Source organism: Sphingomonas sp. PWP1-2, assembly GCF_049898305.1.
Taxonomy (GTDB): domain Bacteria; phylum Pseudomonadota; class Alphaproteobacteria; order Sphingomonadales; family Sphingomonadaceae; genus Sphingomonas; species Sphingomonas glacialis.
The window spans coordinates 938,350-964,269 of the sequence record NZ_JAFCXM010000001.1 but is presented as its reverse complement, the minus strand read 5'-3'; the positions used below and the strand labels follow the sequence as shown (position 1 = coordinate 964,269).

Genomic DNA, 25,920 nt, shown 5'->3' with positions numbered 1-25,920 from the left:
GACTCTTTGACGCATTCGCGGCGGAAGCTTAACGGCGGGGCGATGATCGCCTTGCTCTCCCCCGCCAAGACGCTCGATTACGAGAGTCCCCTGCCCGCCCTCACGCCGACGACGCCGCGCTTCGTGGCCGAGGCCGAATCGCTCGCCAAATCGGCGGCGAACCTGTCGCAGAAACGGCTGTCCGAGCTGATGCATATCTCGCCCAAGCTCGCCAAGCTCAACGCCGACCGCTTCGCCGGTTTCGCCGATGCGCCCGAGCGCCCCGCGCTGTTCGCCTTCGCCGGCGACGTCTATACCGGCTTTGAGGCGCAGACGCTCGACGAGCCCGCGATCGCCTTTGCGCAGGATCATGTGCGGATGCTGTCGGGGTTGTACGGCCTGCTCCGCCCGCTCGACGCGATGAAGCCGTATCGCCTCGAGATGGGCACGCGCTGGGCACCACGCCGCCACAGCCTGTACGAATGGTGGGGCGACCGCATTGCCGCCGCGGTGCGCGAGGAGGTCGCGGACGAGGGATCGGGCGTCGTCCTCAATCTCGCCAGCCAGGAATATTTCGGCGCGGTGCTCGGCAAGCTCGACGGCGTGCGGGTGATCGACGTCGATTTCCGCGAGCCTGGCCCCGATGGCCCGCGTTTCGTCAGCTTCCACGCCAAAAAGGCACGGGGACTCGTCGCGCGCTGGCTGTGCGAACATCGCATCACGGAGATCGACGACATGAAGGGTTTCGACACCGACGGCTATCGTTTCGACACGGCCGCGAGCACGGCCGATCGCTGGCGGTTCGCGCGGTCATGAGCGGCGCAGCCGTCATCATCGGCGCCTCGGGCGGGATCGGCGCAGCGTTCGAAGCGGCGCTGATCGAGGAAGGCGCGTACGACGTCGTTCACGGTTTCGCGCGGTCGCGCACCGGCGCGCAGCATCTCGACCTGACCGACGAGGCGAGCATCGCGGCAGCAGCGGCGCACGTTGCCAAGGGCCCGGCTCCCACGCTGGTGATCGTCGCGACCGGTATCCTCCACGCCGACGCGCGTGGCCCGGAAAAGGCGCTGCGCGAGCTCGACCCGGCATGGCTGGCGCGCGTCCACGCGATCAACGCGATCGGCCCGGCACTCGTCGCCAAGCATTTCCTGCCGATTACACCCAAGACCGGCCGCAACGTCTTCGCGGCCTTGTCGGCGCGCGTCGGGAGCATTTCGGACAACAAGATGGGCGGCTGGCACGGTTATCGTGCGTCGAAGGCCGCGCTCAACATGCTGGTGCGTACCATCGCGATCGAGGAAAAGCGCCGCAACGACCGAGCCATCGTCGTCGCGCTGCATCCGGGCACGGTCGACACCGCGCTGTCCAAGCCGTTCCAGGGCAATGTCCAGCCCGGCCGGCTGTTCGACACCGAGCGCGCCGCGCTGCAACTGCTCGACGTGATCGAGGAATTGAAGGCGCCCGATACCGGCAAACTGTTCGATTTCGAAGGCAAGGAAGTGCCCTTCTAAGCCAACGGGGTGCTCTCCCGCCCGTTCGCCCTGAGCCTGTCGAAAGGCGCCGCTCCCCAAGTGCCGGTGCAAGCGGGGCTTTGACGGGCTCAGCCCGAACGAGATAGGAGCCGCCGCTCCATGACGAACTTGTCATCGTCGACCCATTGATATGGTCGCAAATCGGCCGCATTCTCCCGACCATCGCGCATAACGCTCGAAGGTTTTTTGAGGGGACCGTCATGATCAGACACGCATTCACCGCCATCGTCCTGCTGTCGGGCACCGCCGCACTCGCGCAGACACCCGTCGCGACCAAGACGACCACCAAGACCACCGTCGCCAAGCCAGCCGCCGCGCCGACGACCAAGACGATGGTGACCACCACCAAGACCACCCCGCCCACCACGGCGGTCAAGGCCACCACCGTGGCACATTCGCGCACCACCAAGACGACCACCACCGGCGGTCGCATGGTCCAGGCCAAACTCGCCAACGGCAAGACCGTCACCTACAATTGCTCGCTGCCAGGCAACAAGACCAAGAGCGCCTGCAAATAACGCTCTCCCCACCCCTGCGACCCCATCCGGGACATGCGCAGGGGTGGCATTCGTCGCCGTGCTGGGCTAGGGTTGTCGCAATCCCGTAACACAGCCGAAGGCACCGAAAATTGACCGACGAGACCGTGCTCGCCGACCCTTCCGATATTGCGCCGATCTCGATCGTCGACGAAATGAAGTCGAGCTATCTCGACTATGCGATGAGCGTGATCGTCGCGCGCGCGCTGCCCGACGTTCGTGACGGCCTGAAGCCCGTCCACCGCCGCATCCTGTGGTCGGCGAGCGAAAGCGGCTTCGTCTACAACCGCCCGTATCGCAAATGCGCGCGCATCGTCGGTGATGCGATGGGTAAGTATCACCCGCACGGCGACAGCTCGATCTACGACGCCTTGGTCCGCATGGCGCAGGACTGGTCGATGCGCGTCACGCTGATCGACGGCCAGGGCAATTTCGGCTCGATGGACCCGGATAAAGCCGCGGCGATGCGCTACACCGAGGCGCGTCTCGCCAAGGTGACAAATTCGCTGCTCGAGGACATTGACAAGGACACCGTCGATTTCACGCCGAACTACGATGGCTCGGAACGCGAGCCTTCGGTCCTCCCCGCGCGCTTCCCCAATTTGCTCGTCAACGGCGCCGGCGGCATCGCGGTCGGCATGGCGACCAACATCCCGCCGCACAATCTCGGCGAAGTGATCGACGCGACGCTCGCGATGCTCGACGCCAAGACCGGCGCTCGCGAGGCGCTCACCACCGAGGAACTGCTCGAGATCGTCCCCGGTCCCGATTTCCCAACGGGCGCGATCATCCTCGGCCGCTCGGGCGCACGCTCGGCTTATGAGACCGGCCGCGGCTCGGTGATCATCCGCTCGCGCTACGTCGTCGAGGAAGGCCGCGGCGACCGCCGTTCGATCGTGCTGACCGAGATCCCGTACCAGACCGGCAAAAACGGCCTGGTCGAGAAAATCGCCGAAGCCGCCAAGGACAAGCGGATCGAAGGCGTCAGCGACATTCGCGACGAATCGAGCCGCATGGGCGTGCGCATCGTCATCGACCTCAAGCGCGATGCGACCCCCGACGTCGTGCTCAACCAGCTGTGGCGGCACACCCCGGCGCAATCCTCCTTCCCGGCGAACATGCTCGCGATCCGCGGCGGCCGTCCCGAACTGCTCAACCTGCGCGATATCCTCGAGGCGTTCGTCGGCTTCCGCGAGGAAGTCATCACGCGCCGCTCGAAGTTCGAGCTCGCCAAGGCGCGCGAGCGGGCGCATCTGTTGCTCGGCCTCGTCATCGCGGTCAGCAACCTCGATGAAGTCGTCAAGATCATCCGCGGCTCGTCGAGCCCCGCCGCGGCGCGCGAAGCCTTGTTGTCGCGCGACTGGCCGATCGCCGACATCGCGCCGTACATCCGGCTGGTCGAAGCGGTCGATACCGAGGTCACCGGCGCGACCTATCGCCTGTCCGAACTGCAAGTCCGCGCGATCCTCGATCTGCGCCTGCATCGCCTGACCGCGCTCGGGCGCGACGAGATCGGCAACGAGCTCCAAGGCCTCGCCGATTCGATCGCCGAGCTGCTCGAGATCCTCGCCAACCGCGCGAAGCTGTACGCCGTCATGCGCGAAGAGCTGGTCGCGGTCCGCGCCGAATTCGCCACGCCTCGGAAAACCGAGATCGCCGCTGCCGCCGATGGCATCGACGACGAGGATCTGATCGAGCGCGAAGACATGGTCGTCACCGTGACGATGCAGGGCTATATCAAGCGCACCACGCTCGACACCTTCCGCGCGCAGGCACGCGGCGGCAAGGGCCGCGCGGGTATGGCGACCAAGGACGAGGATGCGATCACCAATTTGTTCGTGACCTCGACCCACACGCCGGTGCTGTTCTTCTCGACGCTCGGCAAAGTCTACCGGATGAAGGTCTGGAAGCTGCCCGAGGGCGGTGCTGCGACACGCGGCCGGCCGATGATCAACCTGCTTCCGCTGGCCGAGGGCGAGGTCATCTCGACCGTGCTCGCGCTGCCCGAGGACGAGGCCGAATGGGCCAAGCTCCACGTGATGTTCGCGACCGCAAACGGCAGCGTGCGCCGCAACTCGATGGACGCGTTCGCCAACATCCCGACCGCGGGCAAGATCGCGATGAAGTTCGAGGGGATCGACGAAGACGATCGCCTGATCGGCGTCGCTTTGCTGAGCGAAGAAGACGACGTCCTGCTCGCCACGCGCGCGGGCAAGGCGATCCGCTTTGCCGCGCACGAGGTCCGCGAGTTCCAGAGCCGCAACTCGACCGGCGTGCGTGGCATGGCGCTCAAGGGCGACGACAAGGTCATCTCGCTGTCGATCCTCCACCGTGTCGGCGCAACGCCCGACGAGCGCGAGGATTACCTCCGATTCGCGCCGTGGAAGGGCGAGCGCGAGGGCGAGCCGACGATGGAGGCCGCGCGCTATCAGGAGTTGATGGAGCGCGAGCAGTTCGTGCTGACCGTTTGCGAGAACGGCTATGGCAAGCTGTCCTCGGCCTATGACTATCGTCGTACCGGCCGCGGTGGCCAGGGCATCACCAATATCGACAACATCCCACGCAACGGCCTCGTCGTTGCGAGCTTCGCTGCGACCAAGGGCCATCAGCTGATGCTCGTCACCGATCAGGCGAAGGTGATCCGCACCACGCTCGGCTCGATGCGCGTGATTGGGCGCAATTCGGCGGGCGTGAAGCTGTTCGATGTCGGCAAGAACGAGCATGTCGTCTCGGCCGCGCGAATCGAAGAGTCCGAAGGCGATGCCGAGGCCGACGTCCGCGACCTGACCGCGGTCGAGATCGCGCCCGACGACACCGCCGATACCGGCGACGATCTCGCCGCCGGCCCGGAGAATGGCGAATGAGCGACTTGCCGCTGACCGCGTACAAGGTGCTCACCGCCGAGCAGATGGCGACGCTGGAGCAGGAGGAATCCTTCGCCGGCGCGCCGGTCGATCTTGCCGACGGCTACATCCACCTCTCGACCGCCGAGCAGTTGACCGAGACGGTCGACAAGCATTTCGCCGGGCAGAGCGATCTGCATGTCGCAGCGGTCGATCTCGGATCGTTCGGTGCGGGCCTCAAATGGGAAGAGTCGCGCGGTGGCCAGCTCTTCCCGCATCTGTACGGCGGTCCGCTGCTGCTCGAGACGGTAATCGCCTACGGCCCGCTCGAGCGCGATGCAGACGGCAAGGTCAAGCTGCCCATCGCCGGCTGAGCGCAAGGCTCAACCGCGCATCGCCACCGCTTTGGTGAAGGTGTTGAGGTTGGGCAGATAGGGATTGCTGCGAACGACGGCGAGCGGCGCGATCGGCTTGTGAAAGTTGACGCCGCACGCGGTGCCGTCGCTCCAGACCACGGTACCGACGACTTCGAGATCCTTGGCCAGCAACAGGACTTCCTGGCCGCGCTGCGGCAAATCGTGCCCGCGAACGCATGCGCCGACGCAGGAAATATCGGCGATCTCGATCGCAAGTCGCTGGCGATCGACGATCACTGTACCGGCAAAGCGAGTCGGGTATCGCTGCTCACGCCGCGCCGTCTGAAGCTCCTTGATGCTGCGCACGCCCATAATCCTGTCTACTCGGGTATTGGCCCTCGACCGATAACAGACCCCGACCAGCTCTGTTCCTAAGATTGATGCTTAGCAAAGTATGACGACACTTTAAGCGAACAGATCGATGACTTCGGCATCCGCCGCTTCGGCCTCGAGCAGCAGCGTGCGATGGCAATGCCGCGGGTCGCGCTCGAAGCACAACAGGGCGCTCGGCTTTTCCGCCGCGAGTTCCAGCATCCGCGCGGTTTGCGCCTGCGCTTCGGGCAGGACGAGCTGTTCGGCATAAACCGCCTCGAGCGTTGCCACATCGCCCTTCTTGGCAGCATCGCGCCCGCGCTTGGGCGTGCCGAGCGCCTTCAGATGGACATAGTCGATCCCGGCTTCGGCGAGCGACGCCGCAAGCGACGTCTTCGAAAAACCCGGCCGGCGCGACAAAGGCAGCGCGCGGACGTCGATAACGCGGGCGACGCCCGCACGAGTCAGCGCATCGATAAACGCCGCCATCGTCGTGGCTTCATACCCGATCGTATAGATCTTCATCGCAACTCCTCGTCCTCTATGTCGGGACGAAGCGCCGCGCGATCAATGCGTCCGCCGCGATACCGCGGCTCAGCGCGCGGCGTGTTGCGCGGCCCCCGACGCCGCAAGCAGCGCCTGTGCCCGGGTCTTTTCGGGTGAATCGTATCCGCCATAGAGCACCGGTATCAGCACTTGCCGCGCGAGATCGGCATGCCCCTGCCGCACCAGCTCCTGCGCGAGCAGCAGCCGCGGCCCGGGCGCGGCGGGGACTTCCTGCGTCACCTTGACGAGCCCGAGCATCGCTTGGTCGGGCACAGGCTCGCCCGCCTCGGCATAGCTGTTGAAGAAGGCGAGCAACGGGAGCGGCGTATCGTTGTCGATCCGCAGCGCGCGGACGATCGGCACGCGCGCCGCTTTGAGCGCGGCCACGCGATCGGCCGTCGGGCCTGCCAGCGCCTGATGCGTCAACGCGATCCCCTTCCACGCGAGCGCGCGGATGTTGTCGGGAGCCCTGGCAAGCACGCGCTCGGCCGACGCGAGACAGGCGGCATGCTGACCAGCGCGGCACTCGACCTCGGCTTCGGTCAACAACGCCTCGGGATTGTATGGCAGATCGGCCACGGTATCGTGCAGCCGTGCGACCCATCCGCTGTCGGCCGGCGCGGCGGCAAGCCGAGTTCCTAGCTCGAGCCGCGCCTCGATCACCGCGGCGCTGCTGCGCGGCACGACGTTGATCGACGGATCGCCGCCCGGTGGTGGCACGGCGTCGGCGCGGGCATATTCGGTGCCGCGCTCCTGATAGATGTCGAGATCGTGCTGGAGACGGCTGAGATCGCCGAACACCTTTGCCGCCTCGGCCATCGGCACGCCCTGTCCGATCGCCGCCATATAGCGTTGGAATTGCGCGCTCCGCTCGGCCTTGAGCTGCGAGAACAGGAAGAAATGCGTCAGCAGCCAGGCATGATACGGCGTCCAGCGCATCTTGCCCGTATCCCCCTGGAGATATTCCCCGGTTATGATCGGCTTCACGCGCAGCGGCCCATAGGCATTGAACACCTGACGGTAATCGAGCGGATCGCGCGCATAGTCGACCTTGCCGTCCCGCCGCACCTCGAGCGTCGAGAACAACGCGCCGACCCCGTCGAGATACCAGCGCGGATAGGCGGCGGGCACGTAGGTCAGCAGGAAATGCTGCGCGAACGCCGAATAGAGCACCGCCTCCCATCGCCGCGCGATCGGCGCACGCGCCATCGCGCCCATCATGCTCGTCCCGCCGCTCGCCTCGTCATTGGTCGACGTCGACCCATCTTCGAGATCGCGGTCCTCGGCGAGCGCGGTGGAAAGCTTGATCACTTGATCGGTCCGCGCGACGGCGAGGACCGGACCGTCCTCGCGCGGATCGTAATAGCGCTCGCCGGCAAAGGTCGTCGCATAGGGGCCTTCTTCGGAGCGCAGGTTGCGCAGCTTCATCGCCTTGAAGAAATCGGCCGAGTCGACGAGCGTCACTTGCAGCTTCACCGTGTCGTCGGCGGCGTTGGTCCGGTGATAGAGCCGCGCCATCAACGCATAAAGCCGCTCGAGCGTGTTGGTGACGCGCTTGAGCTCCGCCTCGCTCCCCTTGCTCGTGACGATGACATGCGCCGACTCGGCGCGCCGCCATGCGCTCGGCGTATCCGACAGCCCTTGGACGACGATGTCGGGCCCGGTCTTGGCCTGGACCGGCGGCTGTTGTGCCGCGCCGGGTGCCGCGACGCCCCACCATATCACCGCTGCAGCAAGATACCGGCCGATCGCCATGACACGACTCCGTAAGGGGCGGCTTTCGACCGCGAGGAACGTTCTCCGAGCGCAACCATATCGCGCGGCGGGGGAGAGCGGTAGAGGACGGGCGCGCTAAGTCCCGAAATTCATGCGTGAAGTTTCTTTCATCTCGCGAACGCATCGCTGTCGACGCGTGTCCGCCGGACGCTCCGCACGCACGGCCTTTGCCACCCCGCCTTGCGCCCGCTATCAGCCAGCCCATGACACACGACGTACACATTATCGGCGGAGGCCTTGCAGGCTCCGAAGCCGCCTGGCAGCTCGCCGAGGCCGGCTTCAAGGTGAAGCTCTCCGAAATGCGCGGATCGGGCGAGATGACCCCGGCGCACCAGACCGACGGCCTTGCCGAACTGGTCTGCTCGAACAGCTTCCGCTCGGACGATGCGACGAGCAATGCGGTCGGGCTGATCCACCAGGAGATGCGCACGCTCGGCTCGCTGATCCTGCGCGAGGCGGACGTTCACAAGGTGCCCGCAGGCTCCGCGCTCGCGGTCGATCGTGATCGCTTTTCCGACGGTGTCACCGCAGCGCTCAGCGCGCACCCCAATATCACGATCGTCCGCGAACGCGTCGACGTCCTGCCCGCCGAGGGGCTCACGATCGTCGCGACGGGTCCGCTCACCGCGCCCGCGCTGGCCGACAACATCGGCGGCGCGACCGGCAAGGATGCGCTCGCTTTCTTCGACGCGATTGCGCCGATCGTCCATTTCGACAGCATCGACATGGAGACCGCCTGGATGGCGTCGCGGTGGGACAAGGGCGATACGAAGGATTACATCAACTGCCCGATGACGAAGGACGAATATCTCGCCTTCCACACCGGGCTCATGGAAGGCGAAAAGACCGAGTTCAAGGAATGGGAGAACGTCCCCTATTTCGAAGGCTGCATGCCGATTGAGGTAGCCGCATCGCGCGGTGTCGACACCTTGCGCTACGGGCCGATGAAGCCGGTCGGGCTCGACGATCCGCGGACCGGGCGCTGGCCCTATGCGGTGGTGCAGTTGCGGCAGGATAATGCCTCGGCCACGCTGTGGAACATCGTCGGCTTCCAGACCAAATTGAAGCATAGCGAGCAGGTCCGCCTGTTCCGCACGATCCCCGGATTGCAGAATGCCGAGTTCGCGCGATTGGGCGGCTTGCACCGCAACACCTTCATCCGCTCGCCCGAACTGCTCGATCCGACGCTGCGGCTCAAGGCGCGCACGAACATTCGCTTCGCCGGACAGATCACCGGCTGCGAAGGCTATGTCGAAAGCTCGGCGATCGGATTGCTCGCGGGGCGCTTCGCCGCGGCCGAGCTCGGCGGGGCCGCGATGACGCCACCGCCGGTTGAGACCGCGCTCGGCGCGCTGCTCCACCACATCACCGGCGCGGCCGTCGCCGAGACGTATCAGCCGATGAACGTCAATTTCGGGCTGTTCCCGCCGATCGAGGGCCGCACCAAAAAGGCCGATCGCAAGAAAATGTACACCGACCGTGCCCGCGACGCGCTTGGGGCGTGGATGGCAGCGTAACGCCGCCGCTCAACTCTCCTCGGCGTTCGCCGGCGCGTCGTCCTTGGCCGCCGGCGGACAATCGCGCCGCACGCGCGGCGGCTTGCGCTTGACCGCGGTCCTGGCGAATTCGACCGGGGTCATCGCGCCCGATTTGTCGCCATCGGCCGCGGCGAACTTGCCTTCGGCCTTCACCGCCCATTCGTCGAACGCCAGCAGGCCGTCATGGTTGACGTCGAGCTTGGCGAACGCCTTGCGCCGCGCGGCGAGATATTCCTCGCGCGTAACCTTGCCGTCGCGGTCCTTGTCGTAGCGGTCGAAGCGCTTCTGCTCGCGCGTCCTGTCGCTCGCCTCGGGAACGGTATCGGGGAGCGCCGCCGCCGCGCCCGTCGCCTGTCCCTGCCCGACCGGCGCAAGCGGCAACGCGGCGACCGAGCGCGCGTTGCGATTGAACACCAGCATCCCCGCCGCCGCCAGCGCCAAAGCCGCCAGCCCGCCCACCAGATAGCGCCACATATCGTCCCCCCACGATCGTCGCGGCAGGATAACCCTTTCTGGCGCCTTGCGAAAGTCTATCGTCCGGTAATGCGGTGCAACGCCAGTCGCGCGACCCGTCGCGGTGCGCCATGCGGCACGGCGGTATCGAGCGGGACCGCCAGGTCCATCCGTGCAAGCTGCGTCAGCGCGCCGAGCGGGCGCCCGGCGCGGCTCCAGCGCACCGCCGTTGCCGCTGCGATCGCCTGTGAGGCGGCCGTCGCGGCGCGACGTGCGACCGCCGGGTCGCGTACGTGGCGCGCGAGGTCGGCCAGCACCCATCCCTCCCCCGCCGCCTCGACGGGGTCGGCTGGCGCGCCGCCAAGCACGGTCCGCGCCGCGACGAACAAACCGCGCCCCCGCGCTTCAGCATGGAGCTGCAGCGCGGGTCCGTCGATCGCCTCGGCTTCGAGCAGCGCTTCCCACCCATCGATCATCGCGGCGAGCTGCGCGCCGCTAACGCCCCGCGCCACGACATGCGCAGCGAGCGCCTGCAAGACCGGCTGCGCGGGGGGCGGCGCGCTGTCGAGCGCGCGCAGCGCCTCGTGCCACCATGTCAGCCGCATCTGTCCCACCAACGGCTCGCGCGTCGTCCGCAGGATCTGCCCCAGCGTATCGTCGAGCGAGAAAAGCGCGGCTAGCCCCGGCCGCGCGGTGTCGGCCGCATAGGAAAGCGCCAGCGCCCGCTCGGCCGACCTGGCCTGCCCCGCGGTTAACGCACCTTTTACCATCGATCTTGTACCCAATTTAGCCGCCTCTTGTTCAAGGCGGCCCGATCTTTTGTTCAAGGCGTAACCATGTTCCGGCGTATCGCGAAACCCAAAGACGACGTACGACCATTTTTGAGCCGCCTGCGACACGATGTGCGCGGCAACGCCCTGGCGATCATGGCGGCCGCGATGGTCCCGCTGATCGGGTTCGCCGGCTCGGCGATCGACATGGGGCGGCTCTACGTCGTCAAGGTCCGGCTGCAACAGGCGTGCGATGCGGGCGTTCTGGCCGGGCGCAAGACGATGACCGATACATCGACGACCACAGCGCTCGATTCCACGGCATCGGCGCAGGCGCAGAGCTTTTTCGCGAACAATTTCAAATCGGGTTTCTATTCGAGCACGGCGGTGGCGTTCACGCCGACCAAAGCGGTCAACGGAACGAACTCGACCGTCGCCAACGCGGTGACTGGCAGCGCCACTGCGACGGTACCGATGACGTTGATGGCCTTTTTCGGCCAGCCGGCGATAAAGCTGACCGTTGCGTGCCAGGCGGTGTTCGACCTCGCGGATACCGATGTGATGTTCGTGCTCGACACGACCGGTTCGATGTCGTGTCAGCCGAGCGATCCCACGAGTTGCGCGAATGCAGCCGTGTCGTACACGCGGGGCGACGGAACGACCGGCTATTACAATCAGGAAAGCAGCAATTCGAAGATCGAGGCACTGCGGCAGGCGGTCGTGCTGTTCGATACGACGATGCGGTCCAGCGCCGACGTGACGACGCATTTTCGCTATGGCTTCGTGACCTATTCGTCTGCGGTCAATGTCGGCGGGATCATTCCGCCGAGCTACCTTCAGAACACGAACTGGACGTATCAGAGCCGGCACGTTCAGGGAGATTACAATTACGGTGCGGCCACGTCGGTCAGCTATACCGGTGTTCCAAGCGCCTCTTGCGTTGCGCAACGCATGCCGGCGACCGGCTATTCGCGGACCGGGCTTACCTGGACCGATCAAGGCTATTACCAGGCGCGGAATTACTACAACCTTTCGTGGACTTCGGCGAATGGCGGAACGTGTTCCGGCATGCAGCAACCGTTGCGCCCGTTGTGGCGCTATGAGCCGACCACGCTCAATACGAGCGGGCTTGTGTCCAGCCTCAGCACCGGCACCCCCGTCACCAATCCGACCAAGCTCGACGGATCGACGTCGACCTGGCGCGGCTGCATCGAGGAACTCGATACCACGACGGGGTCGTCGTTCAATGTCGCCAATCTGCCCGATGATCTCGACCCGGATATCATTCCCAACGCAACCGCCAACAAATGGCGTCCGCGCTGGCCCGAAGCGGAATGGTTGCGAAACACGATTGGAGCGCAAGACGTCAAGGACGATGCGATCGTCGAGGACAGTACCAACGCGTACTACAACCTCAACTATCGCCCGGGCGGTTATATGGACAAATTGGGCTCGTCGGCATGCGGTATGCCAGCCCAGCGGCTGAAGGTGTGGACCGCACAACAGGTCAACGACTATGTCTACAATGTCGATTTCAAGCCGTTCGGCGGAACGTATCACGATGTCGGGATGATCTGGGGAACGCGCATGCTGGCACCCGCCGGCGTCTTCGCCAGTGACACGGCAGCATGGCCGGGCCGCAAGGATCCCACGCGCAATATCGTGTTCATGACCGACGGCACGATGTCGCCGAGCCAGACGTCCTACGGACAATATGGCGTCGAACAGTGGGACAATCGTACCGGCGGAGCGGGCAATTCGACCACCGACTATAACAATCACACCGCGCGCTTCCGCGTCGAGTGCGATGCCGCCAAGAAGCGCGGCATCACCATTTATGTCGTGGCCGTCGGCACCGGGGTAACGTCCGACCTGACCTATTGCGCCTCGCCGGGGCAGACGTTCCAGGCGTCGAGCAAGGATGATCTGACCAAGGCCTTCAAGAGCATCGCGCAACGCATCGCGCAGCTTCGGATCACGCAATGACGATCGTGCGTGAAGCGCGGCGCGTCGTGCGGATCGTCCGCGACACGCGCGGCGCGACGATCATCGAATTCGCGGTCGTCGCCCCCGTGATGATCTTGTTGATCATGGGTTTGTCCGACCTGGCCTATCAGGGGTACATCATGTCGATCCTCGACGGGGCGATGCAGAAGGCCGGACGCGATTCGACGATCCAGGGCAACGATACGACCCCGAGCGGCGCCGCGATCGACCAGAAGGTGATGGCGTCGGTCTGGCTGGTGATGAAGAGCGCGACCTATGTCTCGTCGCGCAAGAGCTATTCGCAGTTCGGCAACATCGCGCCCGAATCGTTCCGCGACGATAACGGCAACAAGGTGTACGACGCCGCGACCGAATGCTTCACCGACGTCAACGGCAACAAGACGTGGGACGCCGATCCCGGCGCGTCGGGTCAGGGCGGCGCGAGCGACGTGGTCGTCTACAAGATGACGATCACCTACCCCCGGCTGTTTCCCATGGCCGGCCTTGCCGGCCTTTCGCAAACGGTCACGAATTCATCCACGACCTATCTGAAGAACCAGCCTTATGCCGGGCAGGTCTCCTACACTCCGACTTTGGTGTGCCCGTGATCCATCCCGATCCTATCGCCGCGCTGCGCGACTGTTCGCGCCGGCTCGCCCGTGCCAAGAGCGGGCTTGCCCTGATGGAGTTTGCCCTCACGCTGCCGCTCGTGCTGACGGTCGGGGGATATGGCATCGAATTGTCGTCGGTCGCGCTGACGAACATGCGCATCAGCCAATATGCGCTCAATCTCGCCGACACGACGTCGCGTCTCGGGCTAGACGCCGGCGGGGGCGTGATCCAATTGCGCGAGGCGGACGTAAACGATGCGTTCCAAGGCATTCGCCTCGCCAGCACCGCGCTCGATCTGGCCACGAACGGGCGTGTCACCCTGTCGAGCCTCGAGAACACGAAGCAAACCTACGACACCGCCTATGTTCAGCGGATCCACTGGCAGCGGTGTTTCGGAAAGATGAGCGGCGTCAATTACGACTCATCCTATGGCACGACGAAGGCCACCGATGGGACGAGCAACACCGCGGCCGACGCCGGAACGGTGACAACGGCGGGCATGGGGCCAACCGGCGGCAAGGTCAGCGCTCCGCAAGACAATGCGGTGATGTTCGTCGAGATCAACTACAATTACAAACCGCTGTTCGGGTCGATGTTCGTCGCCCCGCAGGTCATTCGCTATACCGGATCGTTGCTCGTCAGAGACAATCGCGACTATCGTCAGATCTACAATCCAACTCCAGCCGCGACCGCCTCCACCTGCGATAAATATACGAGCTGATCCGTATCCGGGGCTGATCAGCCCCGGTACGTCACCTGCTTCACCGCCGCGACGATCTTGTCGGCGTTGACCAGCATCAGCTTTTCGAGGTTCGCCGCATACGGCATCGGCACGTCCTCGTTGGTCACGCGCAGCACGGGTGCGTCGAGGTCGTCGAAGCCCCGCTCCATGCACAGCGCCTGGATTTCGGACGCGATCGAGCAAGTGGGCCAACCCTCCTCGGCGACGACGAGGCGGTTGGTCTTCTTGAGGCTCTTGAGCACCGATTCGGTGTCGAGCGGACGCAGCGTGCGCAAGTCGAGCACTTCGGCATCGACACCCTCTGCGGCCAACTTCTCGGCGGCTTCGAGTGCCAAGCCCACGCCGATCGAATAGCTGACGATCGTCACGTCCTTGCCCTCGCGCATGATCCGCGCCTTGCCGATCGGCAGGACATAGTCATCGAGCTTGGGCACCTCGAACGTGCGGCCATAGAGCAGCTCGTTCTCGAGGAACACGACGGGATCCTCGGTGCGGATCGCCGCCTTGAGCAGCCCCTTGGCGTCGGCCGCGTCATATGGCGCGATCACGATCAGGCCGGGGACGCTCGCATACCACGGCGCATAGTTCTGCGAATGCTGCGCACCGACGCGGCTTGCGGCGGCGTTCGGCCCGCGGAACACGATCGGGCAGCGCATCTGGCCCCCCGACATGTAATTGGTCTTGGCGGCCGAATTCACGATGTGATCGATCGCCTGCATCGCGAAGTTGAAGGTCATGAACTCGACGATCGGGCGAAGCCCGCCCATCGCCGCGCCCGTGCCGATGCCGGCAAAGCCATATTCGGTGATCGGCGTATCGATCACGCGCTTGTCGCCGAATTCTTCGAGCAAGCCTTGCGTGACCTTATACGCGCCCTGATACTGCGCGACTTCCTCGCCCATCACGAAGATGCGCTTATCAGCGCGCATTTCCTCGGCCATCGCGTCGCGCAAAGCTTCGCGCAACGTCAGCGTGACCATCTCGGTCCCCTCGGGGATCGCGGGGTCGCTGACTTCGGCCTTGTGCTTGGCGGCATCGGCCAGCTGCTGCGTGCCGGTTTCGGCCTGCTTGGCCGCAGGCGTCGCCTCGAGCTTTTGCTCGGGTGCAGGCGCAGCAGCGGCCGGCTTGGCGTCGCCGCCAGCGTCGGGCGCTTCGCCCTCGGCGGTCAGCGTCGCGATGACGGTGCCGACCTTCACGTTATCGGTGCCCTCGGCGACGAGGATCTTGCCGATCGTCCCTTCGTCGACGGCTTCGAATTCCATCGTCGCCTTGTCGGTCTCGATCTCGGCCATGATGTCGCCCGACTTGACGACATCGCCTTCCTTGACGAGCCATTTGGCGAGCGTGCCCTCCTCCATCGTCGGGGAAAGCGCGGGCATCTTGATTTCGATGGGCATCAGTACGTTTCCACCAGAATGTCGGTGTAGAGTTCGGCAGCCTCGGGTTCGGGCGCCTGCTCGGCAAAGTCGGCGGCTTCGTTGACGATCTTGCGGATCTCCTGATCCACCGTCTTGAGCTCGGCCTCGGTCACGCCCTGCGCGTCGAGCAGCTTCTTGACGTGGTCGATCGGGTCCGACTTGTCGCGCACCGCCTGGACTTCGTCGCGCGAGCGGTACTTGGCCGGATCGGACATCGAATGGCCGCGATAGCGATAGGTCTTCATCTCGAGGATGATCGGCCCCTTGCCAGCGCGGACCCAGGCGAGCGCTTCCTCGGCGGCACCGCGGCACGCCAGCACGTCCATGCCGTCGACCTGAATGCCCGGGATGCGGAACGATTCGCCGCGGCGGAACAGCTGGTCCTCGGCCGACGAGCGGTTGACGCTCGTGCCCATGGCATATTCGTTATTCTCGATCACATAGATGATCGGCAGCTTCCACAGCTCGGCCATGTTGAAGCTCTCGTACACCTGGCCCTGGTTCGACGCACCGTCGCCGAAATAGGCCATGGCGACGCCGCCATCCTCGTTATACTTGTGCGCGAAGGCGAGGCCGGTGCCGAGCGACACCTGCGCGCCGACGATGCCGTGCCCGCCGTAAAACTTCTTCTCGGTCGAGAACATGTGCATCGATCCGCCCTTGCCGCGGCTGATGCCCGCGCCACGCCCGGTCAGCTCGGCCATGATGACCTTTGGATCAATGCCGTAGGCGAGCATGTGGCCGTGATCGCGATACCCGGTGATGACCGAGTCCTTGTCGCCATCGAGACCCGACTGCAGGCCGACCGCGACGGCTTCCTGACCGATATAGAGGTGGCAGAAACCGCCGATCAGGCCGAGGCCGTACAGCTGTCCGGCTTTCTCTTCGAAGCGGCGGATCAGCAGCATCTGCTTGTAGAATTCGAGCAGCTCTTCCTTCGAGGCCTCGTACGCTTTGGGCTCGTCGGGGCGCTCGCGGTTGGGCACGGGGGGTAGTGCCTTTACGGCAGCGGGGGCTTTTGCCACGTCTGGAAGACCTCATGACCTGGGGAGAGGGACGCCGAGCCTATAGGCGCGATGTTGCGCCGATATCAATCGCCCCTGTCAAAACGATGCGCATCGCGGATGTTTTCCGCCGAACCGCCACCGGGGTAGCGAAAGCGCGTGGCACGCGTCGATCGCGGATCAAGTCCCGGATGACGTGCGAACAGCGCAAGTTTCCACAGGCCAAGCACATCCTCGATTGCCCCTCCCGCATCGCACCGCTTAAGGCAGGGCAAGATGACCGTCGCTCGCCACCCGCTCCGCATCGCACAGTTCCGTTCGTATTGGGCGGCGCGCTTCGCGATGACGATCGCGCAAAATGCGATGATCATCGTGATCGGGTGGCAGACCTACACGATCGCGCGGACGACGATGTCCCCCGCCGGCGCCGCCGCGCAGCTCGGGCTGATAGGGCTGCTGCAATTCGTGCCGCTGTTCGTGACGACGCCGCTCACCGGCTGGGTCGCCGACCGATTCGACCGGCGGCTGATCACGCGCTGCACGCTCGCCTTGCAAGTGGCGTGCGCGCTGAGTCTCGCGCTCGTCACCTATTCGGGCGGCATGACGTTGCCCGTCCTGTTCTCGGTCGCGGTGCTGCTCGGGCTCGGGCGCGCGTTTGCGGGTCCGGCGTTCGGCGCGCTCGCGCCCAATCTCGTCCCCCGCGAAGTCCTCCCGACCGCGATCGCGCTGAGCTCGATCTCGTGGCAAGTCGGCACGATCGTCGGGCCGGCGCTCGGCGGCTTTGCCTATGCCGCCGCGCCGTGGGGCGCCTATGCGCTCGCCACGGTGCTGTTCGCGGTCGCGTTGGCGTGCATGCTGACGATCCCGCCGGTGCCGCGCACGATCACCCCGAACAAGGGCAACCCGCTGCGCCAGATCGTCGACGGCCTGGCATATGTGGGGCAGAACACGCTGGTGCTCGGCGCGATCACGCTCGATCTGTTCGCCGTGTTCCTCGCAGGGACGAGCGCCTTGCTGCCGATCTACGCGCACGACATTTTGAAGGTCGGCCCGCAGGGACTGAGCCTGCTCGCCGCCGCGCCCGCTGCCGGTGCCTCGGTCGTCGCGCTGTTCTTCTCCTTCCGCCCGATCAAGACCAATGTCGGCCCCAAGATGCTCGGCGCGGTCCTCGTCTACGGCGTGGCCACGGTGGTGTTCGGCTTGTCGCAGATCATGGCGCTGAGTCTCGCCGCGCTGGCGGTTGCGGGCGCGGCCGACATGTTCTCGGTCTATATCCGCCAGTCGCTGATCACGCTGCACACCCCCGACGACAAGCGCGGACGCGTCGGCGCGGTTTCGCAGCTCACCATTTCGGCGTCGAACGAGCTGGGCGAGGCCGAGTCGGGGTTCCTCGCGGCTGCGCTCGGGCCGGTCGGCGCGGTGCTGGTCGGGGGCGGCGGGGCGATTGTCGTTACGATCCTGTGGACCTATCTCTTCCCCAGCATTCGCAACGCCAAGACTTTCGATCTGCCCAAAAGCGCCCAAGATTCCCGCGATCTCGAACTGGAGGCCACGCCATGAAAGCCAACACGATCCTCGACACGATCGGCAACACGCCGCACGTCCGCGTCCAGAAGCTGTTTCCCGGCGCCGAAGTGTGGATCAAGTCCGAGCGCTCGAACCCCGGCGGCTCGATCAAGGACCGCATCGCGCTGGCGATGATCGAGGCGGCCGAGCGTGACGGCCATCTCCAGCCCGGCGGCACGATCATCGAGCCGACCTCGGGCAACACCGGCGTCGGCCTGGCGATGGTCGCCGCGGTCAAGGGCTACAAGCTCGTGCTCGTCATGCCCGAGAGCATGAGCCTCGAACGCCGCCGGCTGATGCTGGCATATGGCGCGACCTTCGACCTCACCCCGCGCGAGAAGGGCATGAAGGGCGCGATCGAGCGTGCGCTCGAGCTCGTCGAGCAGACGCCCGGCGCGTGGATGCCGCAGCAGTTCGAGAACCCCGCCAACATCGATGTCCATGTCCACACGACCGCGCTCGAGATCCTCAACGACTTCCGCGATTCGCCGATCGACGTGATCATCACCGGCGTCGGCACCGGCGGGCACATCACCGGCGTCGCCGAACGGCTCAAGCAGGATTGGCCCAACCTCAAGGTCTATGCGGTCGAGCCCGCCGCCTCGCCGGTGATCTCGGGCGGGTCGCCCGGCCCGCACCCGATCCAGGGGATCGGCGCCGGGTTCGTCCCCGCCAACCTCCACACCCAGGCGATCGACGGCGCGATCAAGGTCGATGCGAGCGTCGCCAAGGACATGGCGCGCCGCTCGGCGGCCGAGGAAGGGATGCTCGTCGGGATCAGCTCGGGCGCGACGCTCGCCGCGATCCTGCAGAAGCTGCCCGATTTGCCTGAGGGCGTGCGGGTACTCGGCTTCAATTACGATACGGGCGAGCGCTATCTGTCGGTGCCGGACTTTCTGCCGGAGAGCTGAGCGCGGTCGCAAGTCTTCTTCGTCACCTCGGGCTTGTCCCGGGGTCCACCGTGACGGACGAACCGCCGTCGTTGGGCATGCGGGACGGTAGACCCGGGCACGAGGCCGGAGTGACGGTTGGGGGGTGTTCGCCCCTTCCGAACCGAACCGGACCGCGCACGGCGATGACATCGCGCCCATTTCGTATCCGCGCGAGAATGCGCTAAAGGCGCTGGCCCAATTTGGTCAGGAGCCGTTCGTGCCCCCGTTGCTTCTCAATTTCCGGTCTTGATCGCATGACCCCGTTCCGCCCTCCCAGCGCCACGCTGCGCGCGATCGTCGTGGCGATCGCGACGCTCGCGATCCTCGTCCCGGTCCTGCTGATCCGCTTCGCGCCGCCACTCGTGCGCCACCATGTCGCGCGCAGCGCAGCGCAGCGCGTCGTCCCCGCCGCCGAGTTGCCGTCGGTCGAGCCGGTCGCGTTCCAGGATCTCGACCCCGACGACGCCCGCGCGTTCAACGCGAGCGTACCGTTCGTCGATGGCCCCAACCCCGCCGCGCGCCCGTTCAAGCTCGCCGGCGACCCGATCCAGCGCGCACGCGCGATCGACTGCATGGCCGCTGCCGTGCTGTACGAGGCGGGCGACGATCCGGTCGGGCAACGCGCCGTCGCGCAGGTGGTGATCAACCGCGTCCGCCATCCCGCCTTCCCCAAGACGATCTGCGGCGTGGTGTTCCAGGGCGCCGAGCGCTCGACCGGCTGCCAGTTCACCTTTACCTGCGACGGCGCGCTCGCGCGCCATGGCTGGCTCGACGTGCAATGGACGCGCGCACGCGAGACCGCGACCGCGGCGCTGACTGGCGCGGTGTTCAGGCCGGTCGGCTATGCCACGCATTACCATACCGACTGGGTCGTGCCGTATTGGCAGTCGAGCCTCGACAAGATCGCCGCGGTGAACACCCATCTGTTCTTCCGCTGGACCGGCTGGTGGGGCACCCCGCCCGCCTTCAACCGCCACGTGTCGAGCGACGAGCCGATCATCGCGCAACTGGCGGACTATTCGGACGCGCATCGCGACGGGCCTTCGATGGTCGCGACCGAGGCACTCTATGTCGATCCGGTTGCGGCGGCGACTCCGCTGCCGAGCGAGCTCGCCAGCGACGACGGCAGCTTCCTGCTGACGCTCGATGCCAAGAAGATGACACCCGACGGCTTCGCGCAGCTTGCTGCACGGACCTGTGGCGACCGCGCGTATTGCAAGGTGATGGGATGGAGCGACAAGACCAAGACACCCGCCGCGCTGCCGCTTCAGCCGACGCAGATCGCCGCTCTGTCGTTCAGCTATCTGCGCGACCGGGCGCGGGGCTATGACAAGGCGCTGTGGAATTGCACCGAGTTCAAGCGCGCCGATCTATCGCAGTGCATGAAGCAGCAGGTCTATCTGCCGAGTACCCGCGGCGCAAACATCGCTAAGCCCGATGCCCTGCCGAGTGCGACGCGCACGCCGGGATCGCCGGCGTCGGTCCCCGATGCGTTGGTCGGCGTGCGCCGCAAGGCCGATGTAGCACCGTCATCCGCCGTGACGCAGACATTCGAGCCGCGATAGGCGGGCGCGCCTCCTCCCGCCGGATGCGGGAAGAGGCGCGCGGCGCTTACGCCGCTACGAACATCTCCGGTGGAATCGCCATCAGCGCTTCGGCACCAGCCTCGATCTTGCGACGCAGCGCGCCTGCCTCGGGCATGATCCGCTCGGCGAAGTAGCGCGCGGTCATCAGCTTGGCGTCGAGAAAAGCGGCATCGCCCTCGCCCGCTGCCTTGAGCTTGGTCGCAGCCGTCGCCATCCGCAGCCACATCACGCCCAGGCCAACGATGCCCATGATGTGCATGTAGCTGTGCGCGCCGGCGCCGACATTGTCGGGGTTCTGCATGCCGTTCTGCATGAACCACATCGTCGCCGCCTGGAGCTCGCCATTGGCCTTTTCGAGGCGCGACGCGAAGTCGGCGGTCGCCGGATCGGCCTTGCCCGCCGCGACGTCGTCGGCGACGACCTTGAAGAACGCCTGCACCGCACGGCCACCGTTCTGCGCGAGCTTGCGCCCGACCAGATCCATCGCCTGGACGCCGTTGGTGCCCTCGTAGATCATCGCGATACGGGCATCGCGAACGTACTGCTCCATGCCCCATTCGGCGATGTAGCCGTGGCCGCCGTAAACCTGCTGCGCGTTGGTCGCGACGTCATAGCCCTTGTCGGTGCCGTAGCCCTTGATGACCGGGGTCAGCAGGCCGATCAGGTCGGAGGCGAGCTGGCGCTCTTCCTCGGTCGCACCGGCATGTTCGAGATCGACCTGCAGCGCGCCCCACAGGCACAAGGCGCGAAGGCCCTCGGTCAGCGCCTTGGCTTCCATCAGCATGCGGCGGACGTCGGGGTGGACGAACAGCGTGTCGGCCTTTTCGTTCGGCTCCTTCGGCCCGGTCAGCGCGCGGCCCTGGCGGCGGTCGTGGGCGTACTGGACGGCATTCTGATAGGCGACTTCGGCGACGCCGAGGCCCTGCAGGCCGACGCCGAGGCGGGCTGCGTTCATCATGATGAACATCGCGGCGAGCCCCTTCATCTCCTCCCCGACGAGCCAGCCGATCGCGCCGTCATAGTTCATCACGCAGGTCGAATTGGCGTGGATCCCCATCTTGTGCTCGATCGAGCCGCAGGTGACCGGGTTGCGCGCGCCGAGCGAGCCGTCGTCGTTGACGAGGACCTTCGGCACCACGAACAGCGAAATGCCCTTCGAGCTTTCCGGCGCGCCGGGCGTCTTGGCCAGGACGAGGTGGATGATGTTCTCGGTCAGGTCATGCTCACCCGACGAGATGAAGATCTTGGTGCCGGTGATCGCATAGGAGCCGTCGGCCTGCGGCTCGGCGCGGGTGCGGATGAGGCCGAGATCGGTGCCGCACTGCGGCTCGGTCAGGTTCATCGTGCCGCCCCATTTGCCGCTGACCATGTTGGGGACGTACTTGGCCTTCTGCTCGTCCGAGCCCTTCGCCAGCAGCGCGGCGATCGCGCCGTGCGACAGGCCGGGATACATCGCGAACGCCATGTTCGACGAGATCATGAACTCCTGGAACGCGGTCGAGACGACGTGCGGCATCGCCTGGCCACCGAATTCTTCCGGCGCGCTGAGCGTGCCCCAGCCCGATTCGACGAACGCGTCATAGGCGTCCTTGAAGCCCTTCGGCGTGGTGACCGAACCGTCCTCGTGACGCGTGCAGCCTTCCTGGTCACCCGAAGCATTGAGCGGGAACAGCACTTCGGCGACGAACTTGCCGCCTTCGTCGAGCACGGCATCGACCACGTCGGGGGTCGCGTTCTGGAAGCCGGCGTGGTTCGAATAGTTTTCGAGGCCGACGACATGCTCGAGCACGAAGCGGACGTCGCGAACGGGGGGCGTATATTGGGGCATCAGGCTTCCTTCGGATGATTATGTTCGACGAGCTCGATGAACTCGGTCAATTCGGCGATGGCGGCGTCGATGTCGCGCTTTTGCGCATCGAGCAAAGCGACGCGGCTGCGGCAGCGCTCGATCGTGACGGCACGCTGCGCGCGGCGCCCGTCGCCGATATCGTAGAGGTCGATCATCTCGCGGATCTCGGACAGCGAGAAACCGACGCGCTTGCCGCGCAGGATCCAGGCGAGCCGCGCACGATCGCGCTGCGAATAGATCCGCGCGGTGCCGCGGCGTTCGGGGGCGATCAGCCCCTCATCCTCGTAAAAGCGCAACGCACGCGCGGTGACGTCGAACTCTGCCGAGAGATCGGAAATCGAGAAATGATCGCGATCGGGATGACGCTCGATCAAGGCATAGGCGGGATCGCTGGACATGTCCGCTAAATAGTTGCCGCTTACGTGAACGTCAACCCGCAAGGCGCCGGTTCGGGATCGTTTCGTGGGTCGGGCTGACCAATCCGTCGCGAACCCGCGGCTAGGCTACCCGCCATCCCCACACAGCAAACGCCCCCGCGCGTCGCGCAGCGTTGCAGCTTCCGACGCGGATTCACTCAGCCGCGTCACATCGAGCGCGGCGATCGACGCGCGACCGCGGCACGCCTTCTGGCACGCGTCGGGAACGCGCGGCGGGAAAACGATGCGATCGCCTTCGAACCGCGCATCGATGGTGCAGCCATCGCCGCTAGCGCCGAGCGTCACGTGCAGCGTGTCGCCATCGCGCGTGACGACGCCCGATCCGCCGCAATTCTGCGTCTCGTCATAATCGACGAAGACGCCGATCCGATATGCCTTCGCGCTCGGCACGATACAGACGCGGTCGTTCCCGGTCGCATAGACGCCGGTGAGATCGGTGCTTGCCGGGTCGGGAATGACGCCCGCCTGGATCGCGGCGGCTTCGAGCCCCTGCGGGGTCGGCGACGCGGCCGGATCCGATGCGGCGCGGTGGCATCCGGCCAGCAGCAGGGTCAGTACGACAAGCGCGACCTGCACCCTCCCCCATACGCGCGTGCGCCGCCTCGGCATCATTCCGCCGATGCCAGCCGATCGCCCTCGATGCGGCGGTAGAAACAGCTGCGCGCGCCGGTGTGGCACGCAGGGCCAGCGGGATCGACGATCAGCCACACGGCATCCTGATCGCAATCGATGCGGATGTCGCTGACCTGGAGCACATGCCCCGAGGTCTCGCCTTTCTTCCACAGCGCAGCCCGGCTGCGCGACCAGAAATGCGCGACCCCGGTTTCCACCGTCAGCGCCAGCGCTTCGGCATTCATATGGGCGAGCATCAGGACGTCGCCGGTCACGCGATCGGTTGCGACCGCAGTGATCAAGCCGGCGGCATCGTATTTCGGGTCCAGCACGAGGCCGGTTTCGCGGGGATCAGGCATGGCTTGCCAATAGCGCCGCTCCCCCCTTCCGTCACCCCGGCCCTGTGCCGGGGTCCACCGGGCGGCAATCCCGCGTTTTGGTTCAAGCGGCCGCGCGCGCTGCACGGTGGGCCCCGGCACGAGGCCGGGGTGACGGGTGGCATCCTCAATCCTCGCGAATCGCCTTCACCAATTCCGCCTTGGTCATCTTCGATCGGCCGGCAATTCCGATCTCGCGCGCTTCCCTCATCAGATCGTCCTTCGTTCGATCCTCGAGCGCAGTCGCGCGATGGTCGATCGTCCCCGCCGCCTTGGCGTTGGCGATTCGCGCGGCTTTTTCCTTCGACGCGCCGTCGCAGCGCAGATCCTCGTAGAGCGTGTCGTCCTTGACGCTCGGTCCATGATCCTTCGCCACCGCAACCTCCTGCTATTCAACGCCAAAAAACCCGAGATGCGACCAAACGCTCCGCGCGTTGTTACAAAAGCGCGACAAACCCCGGAGCCCTCCCTATATGCCACCGCGAGCGCTACCCCCGAAGGGCGATATGCTGACCACGAACCCACATGAAGACGACACGCTGCACGAAGAGTGCGGCATTTTCGGCATTTCCGGCGCGACCGACGCGGCCCGGCTGGTTGCGCTCGGGCTGCACGCGCTGCAGCACCGCGGCCAGGAGGCGGCCGGCATCACCAGCTTCGACGGGGTGGAGTTCCACACCCATCGCGCGATGGGGCATGTCGCGGGCAATTTCGACCGCGAGGACATCATGGTCCCGTTGCGCGGCTCGGTCGCTTGCGGCCATGTCCGCTACTCGACGACCGGCGAGACGGCTCTGCGCAACGTGCAGCCGCTCTACGCCGATCTCGCCTCGGGCGGTTTCGCGATCGCGCACAACGGCAACATCTCGAACGCGTTGCGGCTGCGGCGCGATCTGGTGCGGCGCGGATCGATCTTCCAGTCGACCAGCGATACCGAGACGATCATCCATCTCGTCGCGACCTCGAACTATCGCACCACCGTCGACAAGTTCATCGATGCGCTCAAGCGCGTCGAAGGCGCCTATTCGCTGATCGTGATGACGCCTGAGGGCATGATCGCCTGCCGCGATCCGCTCGGCATCCGTCCGCTCGTGATGGGCAAGATCGATGGCCCGGATGGCGGGTCGATCATCTTCGCGTCGGAGACCGTGGCGCTCGACGTCGTGGGTGCGACCTTCGTCCGTTCGATCGATCCGGGCGAACTGGTGATGGTCAAGGGCACCGAGATCACCTCGCACCGCCCCTTCGCGCCCGTCGCGGCGCGGCCGTGCATCTTCGAATATGTCTATTTCTCGCGCCCCGATTCGATTTCGGAGGACCGCAGCGTCTACACCGTGCGCAAGGCGATCGGCGCGCAGCTGGCGATCGAGAGTCCAGTCGAGGCCGACCTCGTCATCCCCGTCCCCGATTCCGGCACGCCGGCGGCGCTGGGCTACGCGCAGGAATCGGGCATTCCGTTCGAGCTCGGCATCATCCGCTCGCATTATGTCGGGCGCACCTTCATCCAGCCGAGCGACAAGGTCCGCCATCTCGGCGTCAAACTCAAGCACAACGCCAACCGCGCGCTGATTGCGGGCAAGAAGATCGTGCTGATCGACGATTCGATCGTGCGCGGGACGACCAGCCTCAAGATCGTCGAGATGATGCGCGAAGCCGGTGCGGCCGAGGTGCATATGCGCATCGCCAGCCCGCCGACGCGGCATTCGTGCTTCTACGGCGTCGACACGCCCGAGCGCGCAAAGCTGCTCGCCGCGACCAAGAACCTCGAGGAGATGGCGGCGTATATCAAGGCCGACAGCCTCGCCTTCGTTTCGATCGACGGGCTCTACAAGGCGCTCGGCGAGCCGCAGCGCAACGCGATCCGGCCGAGCCATTGCGACGCCTGCTTCACCGGCGATTACCCGACCAGCCTGACCGACCAGGACGACGTCTCCTCGGTCGATCAGTTCGCGCTGCTCGCGGAACGCGTCATTTAAGCGACATATAGCCCCTCCCCTTCAGGGGAGGGATTGGGGTGGGGAAGTAACGGGCGCTGGCGCTCTGCGAGGCACGTCCCCACCCCCCAACCCCTCCCCTGAAGGGGAGGGGCTCAAAGGGA

25 protein-coding genes are annotated in these 25,920 nt (G+C 65.7%); 13 read left to right on the top strand and 12 right to left on the bottom strand.

The window, feature by feature from the left end:
- Window positions 1-42: 42 nt before the first annotated feature.
- From yaaA to ACP7C5_RS04705, 5 genes are all read left to right on the top strand, one after another.
- Window positions 43-795, top strand: coding sequence for a peroxide stress protein YaaA (gene yaaA / locus ACP7C5_RS04725; protein ID WP_426263349.1), 753 nt, complete (start codon window positions 43-45; stop codon window positions 793-795).
- Window positions 792-1,490, top strand: a complete 699-nt coding sequence (locus ACP7C5_RS04720) for an SDR family NAD(P)-dependent oxidoreductase (protein WP_133189071.1) — start codon at window positions 792-794, stop codon at window positions 1,488-1,490. The genes yaaA and ACP7C5_RS04720 overlap by 4 nt, the downstream gene beginning before the upstream one ends.
- A gap of 221 nt (window positions 1,491-1,711) precedes the next feature.
- Window positions 1,712-2,029, top strand: a complete 318-nt coding sequence (locus ACP7C5_RS04715; RefSeq protein ID WP_322163050.1) for a hypothetical protein — start codon at window positions 1,712-1,714, stop codon at window positions 2,027-2,029.
- 110 nt (window positions 2,030-2,139) lie between these two features.
- Entirely contained in the window at window positions 2,140-4,911 is a 2,772-nt protein-coding gene (gyrA, locus tag ACP7C5_RS04710; protein WP_133189073.1) for a DNA gyrase subunit A, read from the top strand.
- Complete coding sequence (locus ACP7C5_RS04705; protein ID WP_426263348.1) at window positions 4,908-5,264, top strand: DUF952 domain-containing protein; 357 nt, start codon at window positions 4,908-4,910, stop codon at window positions 5,262-5,264. The genes gyrA and ACP7C5_RS04705 overlap by 4 nt, the downstream gene beginning before the upstream one ends.
- 9 nt (window positions 5,265-5,273) lie before the next feature.
- Here the strand turns inward: ACP7C5_RS04705 and ACP7C5_RS04700 are convergent, their stop codons facing one another.
- The 3 genes from ACP7C5_RS04700 to ACP7C5_RS04690 form a co-directional block, all read right to left on the bottom strand.
- A complete protein-coding gene (locus ACP7C5_RS04700; RefSeq protein ID WP_189675149.1) occupies window positions 5,274-5,612 on the bottom strand; it encodes a PilZ domain-containing protein in 339 nt (112 codons plus the stop codon).
- Between the two features lie 99 nt (window positions 5,613-5,711).
- Window positions 5,712-6,143, bottom strand: a complete 432-nt coding sequence (locus tag ACP7C5_RS04695) for a DUF488 family protein (protein WP_426263347.1) — start codon at window positions 6,141-6,143, stop codon at window positions 5,712-5,714.
- Between the two features lie 69 nt (window positions 6,144-6,212).
- Window positions 6,213-7,919 (bottom strand): hypothetical protein, encoded by a 1,707-nt coding sequence (locus ACP7C5_RS04690; protein WP_426263346.1) that lies wholly within the window; start codon window positions 7,917-7,919, stop codon window positions 6,213-6,215.
- Between the two features lie 224 nt (window positions 7,920-8,143).
- On the opposite strand from ACP7C5_RS04690, the gene trmFO reads away from it, so the two are divergent.
- Window positions 8,144-9,457 (top strand): methylenetetrahydrofolate--tRNA-(uracil(54)-C(5))-methyltransferase (FADH(2)-oxidizing) TrmFO, encoded by a 1,314-nt coding sequence (trmFO, locus tag ACP7C5_RS04685; protein WP_426263345.1) that lies wholly within the window; start codon window positions 8,144-8,146, stop codon window positions 9,455-9,457.
- A gap of 9 nt (window positions 9,458-9,466) precedes the next feature.
- Here the strand turns inward: trmFO and ACP7C5_RS04680 are convergent, their stop codons facing one another.
- Window positions 9,467-9,952, bottom strand: a complete 486-nt coding sequence (locus ACP7C5_RS04680; protein ID WP_133189079.1) for an EF-hand domain-containing protein — start codon at window positions 9,950-9,952, stop codon at window positions 9,467-9,469.
- Between the two features lie 56 nt (window positions 9,953-10,008).
- A complete protein-coding gene (locus ACP7C5_RS04675) occupies window positions 10,009-10,701 on the bottom strand; it encodes a squalene/phytoene synthase family protein (RefSeq protein WP_426263344.1) in 693 nt (230 codons plus the stop codon).
- A 111-nt stretch (window positions 10,702-10,812) separates the two neighbouring features.
- Between ACP7C5_RS04675 and ACP7C5_RS04670 the strand changes: the two genes are divergently transcribed.
- From ACP7C5_RS04670 to ACP7C5_RS04660, 3 genes are all read left to right on the top strand, one after another.
- Window positions 10,813-12,687 (top strand): pilus assembly protein TadG-related protein, encoded by a 1,875-nt coding sequence (locus ACP7C5_RS04670; protein WP_426263343.1) that lies wholly within the window; start codon window positions 10,813-10,815, stop codon window positions 12,685-12,687.
- Window positions 12,684-13,295 (top strand): TadE/TadG family type IV pilus assembly protein, encoded by a 612-nt coding sequence (locus ACP7C5_RS04665; protein ID WP_426263342.1) that lies wholly within the window; start codon window positions 12,684-12,686, stop codon window positions 13,293-13,295. Before ACP7C5_RS04670 ends, ACP7C5_RS04665 begins: the two co-directional genes overlap by 4 nt.
- A gap of 74 nt (window positions 13,296-13,369) precedes the next feature.
- Complete coding sequence (locus ACP7C5_RS04660) at window positions 13,370-14,020, top strand: TadE/TadG family type IV pilus assembly protein (RefSeq protein ID WP_426263341.1); 651 nt, start codon at window positions 13,370-13,372, stop codon at window positions 14,018-14,020.
- Between the two features lie 17 nt (window positions 14,021-14,037).
- On the opposite strand, the gene ACP7C5_RS04655 is transcribed toward ACP7C5_RS04660, so the two are convergent.
- On the bottom strand, window positions 14,038-15,438 hold the full coding sequence (locus tag ACP7C5_RS04655; protein WP_426263340.1) for a pyruvate dehydrogenase complex E1 component subunit beta: 1,401 nt from the start codon (window positions 15,436-15,438) through the stop codon (window positions 14,038-14,040).
- A complete protein-coding gene (gene pdhA, locus ACP7C5_RS04650) occupies window positions 15,438-16,484 on the bottom strand; it encodes a pyruvate dehydrogenase (acetyl-transferring) E1 component subunit alpha (protein WP_133189084.1) in 1,047 nt (348 codons plus the stop codon). Before pdhA ends, ACP7C5_RS04655 begins: the two co-directional genes overlap by 1 nt.
- A gap of 255 nt (window positions 16,485-16,739) precedes the next feature.
- Between pdhA and ACP7C5_RS04645 the strand changes: the two genes are divergently transcribed.
- The 3 genes from ACP7C5_RS04645 (at window position 16,740) to ACP7C5_RS04635 (ending at window position 20,526) form a co-directional block, all read left to right on the top strand.
- Window positions 16,740-18,023 (top strand): MFS transporter, encoded by a 1,284-nt coding sequence (locus ACP7C5_RS04645; RefSeq protein ID WP_426263339.1) that lies wholly within the window; start codon window positions 16,740-16,742, stop codon window positions 18,021-18,023.
- Window positions 18,020-18,940: a cysteine synthase A gene (gene cysK, locus ACP7C5_RS04640; RefSeq protein ID WP_133189086.1), complete on the top strand. Its 921-nt coding sequence runs from the start codon at window positions 18,020-18,022 to the stop codon at window positions 18,938-18,940. Before ACP7C5_RS04645 ends, cysK begins: the two co-directional genes overlap by 4 nt.
- 275 nt (window positions 18,941-19,215) lie before the next feature.
- Entirely contained in the window at window positions 19,216-20,526 is a 1,311-nt protein-coding gene (locus tag ACP7C5_RS04635; protein ID WP_426263338.1) for a cell wall hydrolase, read from the top strand.
- 46 nt (window positions 20,527-20,572) lie between these two features.
- On the opposite strand, the gene ACP7C5_RS04630 is transcribed toward ACP7C5_RS04635, so the two are convergent.
- The 5 genes from ACP7C5_RS04630 to ACP7C5_RS04610 form a co-directional block, all read right to left on the bottom strand.
- Window positions 20,573-22,375, bottom strand: coding sequence for an acyl-CoA dehydrogenase C-terminal domain-containing protein (locus ACP7C5_RS04630; protein WP_426263337.1), 1,803 nt, complete (start codon window positions 22,373-22,375; stop codon window positions 20,573-20,575).
- Complete coding sequence (locus ACP7C5_RS04625) at window positions 22,375-22,794, bottom strand: MerR family transcriptional regulator (protein ID WP_133189090.1); 420 nt, start codon at window positions 22,792-22,794, stop codon at window positions 22,375-22,377. Before ACP7C5_RS04625 ends, ACP7C5_RS04630 begins: the two co-directional genes overlap by 1 nt.
- A 105-nt stretch (window positions 22,795-22,899) precedes the next feature.
- A complete protein-coding gene (locus ACP7C5_RS04620; protein ID WP_426263336.1) occupies window positions 22,900-23,409 on the bottom strand; it encodes a hypothetical protein in 510 nt (169 codons plus the stop codon).
- Window positions 23,410-23,441: 32 nt separating this feature from the next.
- Window positions 23,442-23,804: a phosphoribosyl-AMP cyclohydrolase gene (gene hisI, locus ACP7C5_RS04615; protein WP_426263335.1), complete on the bottom strand. Its 363-nt coding sequence runs from the start codon at window positions 23,802-23,804 to the stop codon at window positions 23,442-23,444.
- 145 nt (window positions 23,805-23,949) lie between these two features.
- Window positions 23,950-24,198 carry a Rho termination factor N-terminal domain-containing protein gene (locus tag ACP7C5_RS04610; protein WP_426263334.1) on the bottom strand — a complete coding sequence of 83 codons (249 nt, stop codon included), beginning with the start codon at window positions 24,196-24,198 and terminating at the stop codon, window positions 23,950-23,952.
- 130 nt (window positions 24,199-24,328) lie between these two features.
- Between ACP7C5_RS04610 and purF the strand changes: the two genes are divergently transcribed.
- Complete coding sequence (purF, locus tag ACP7C5_RS04605; RefSeq protein ID WP_133189094.1) at window positions 24,329-25,798, top strand: amidophosphoribosyltransferase; 1,470 nt, start codon at window positions 24,329-24,331, stop codon at window positions 25,796-25,798.
- The last annotated feature ends 122 nt before the right edge of the window (window positions 25,799-25,920 follow it).

Coding starts and splice junctions, on each gene's coding strand:
- yaaA (WP_426263349.1), top strand. CDS start 43: ATGATCGCCTTGCTCTCCCCCGCCAAGACGCTCGATTACGAGAGTCCC.
- ACP7C5_RS04720 (WP_133189071.1), top strand. CDS start 792: ATGAGCGGCGCAGCCGTCATCATCGGCGCCTCGGGCGGGATCGGCGCA.
- ACP7C5_RS04715 (WP_322163050.1), top strand. CDS start 1,712: ATGATCAGACACGCATTCACCGCCATCGTCCTGCTGTCGGGCACCGCC.
- ACP7C5_RS04705 (WP_426263348.1), top strand. CDS start 4,908: ATGAGCGACTTGCCGCTGACCGCGTACAAGGTGCTCACCGCCGAGCAG.
- ACP7C5_RS04695 (WP_426263347.1), bottom strand. CDS start 6,143: ATGAAGATCTATACGATCGGGTATGAAGCCACGACGATGGCGGCGTTT.
- ACP7C5_RS04690 (WP_426263346.1), bottom strand. CDS start 7,919: ATGGCGATCGGCCGGTATCTTGCTGCAGCGGTGATATGGTGGGGCGTC.
- trmFO (WP_426263345.1), top strand. CDS start 8,144: ATGACACACGACGTACACATTATCGGCGGAGGCCTTGCAGGCTCCGAA.
- ACP7C5_RS04680 (WP_133189079.1), bottom strand. CDS start 9,952: ATGTGGCGCTATCTGGTGGGCGGGCTGGCGGCTTTGGCGCTGGCGGCG.
- ACP7C5_RS04675 (WP_426263344.1), bottom strand. CDS start 10,701: ATGGTAAAAGGTGCGTTAACCGCGGGGCAGGCCAGGTCGGCCGAGCGG.
- ACP7C5_RS04665 (WP_426263342.1), top strand. CDS start 12,684: ATGACGATCGTGCGTGAAGCGCGGCGCGTCGTGCGGATCGTCCGCGAC.
- ACP7C5_RS04660 (WP_426263341.1), top strand. CDS start 13,370: ATGGAGTTTGCCCTCACGCTGCCGCTCGTGCTGACGGTCGGGGGATAT.
- ACP7C5_RS04655 (WP_426263340.1), bottom strand. CDS start 15,438: ATGCCCATCGAAATCAAGATGCCCGCGCTTTCCCCGACGATGGAGGAG.
- ACP7C5_RS04645 (WP_426263339.1), top strand. CDS start 16,740: ATGACCGTCGCTCGCCACCCGCTCCGCATCGCACAGTTCCGTTCGTAT.
- cysK (WP_133189086.1), top strand. CDS start 18,020: ATGAAAGCCAACACGATCCTCGACACGATCGGCAACACGCCGCACGTC.
- ACP7C5_RS04635 (WP_426263338.1), top strand. CDS start 19,216: ATGACCCCGTTCCGCCCTCCCAGCGCCACGCTGCGCGCGATCGTCGTG.
- ACP7C5_RS04630 (WP_426263337.1), bottom strand. CDS start 22,375: ATGCCCCAATATACGCCCCCCGTTCGCGACGTCCGCTTCGTGCTCGAG.
- ACP7C5_RS04625 (WP_133189090.1), bottom strand. CDS start 22,794: ATGTCCAGCGATCCCGCCTATGCCTTGATCGAGCGTCATCCCGATCGC.
- hisI (WP_426263335.1), bottom strand. CDS start 23,804: ATGCCTGATCCCCGCGAAACCGGCCTCGTGCTGGACCCGAAATACGAT.
- purF (WP_133189094.1), top strand. CDS start 24,329: ATGCTGACCACGAACCCACATGAAGACGACACGCTGCACGAAGAGTGC.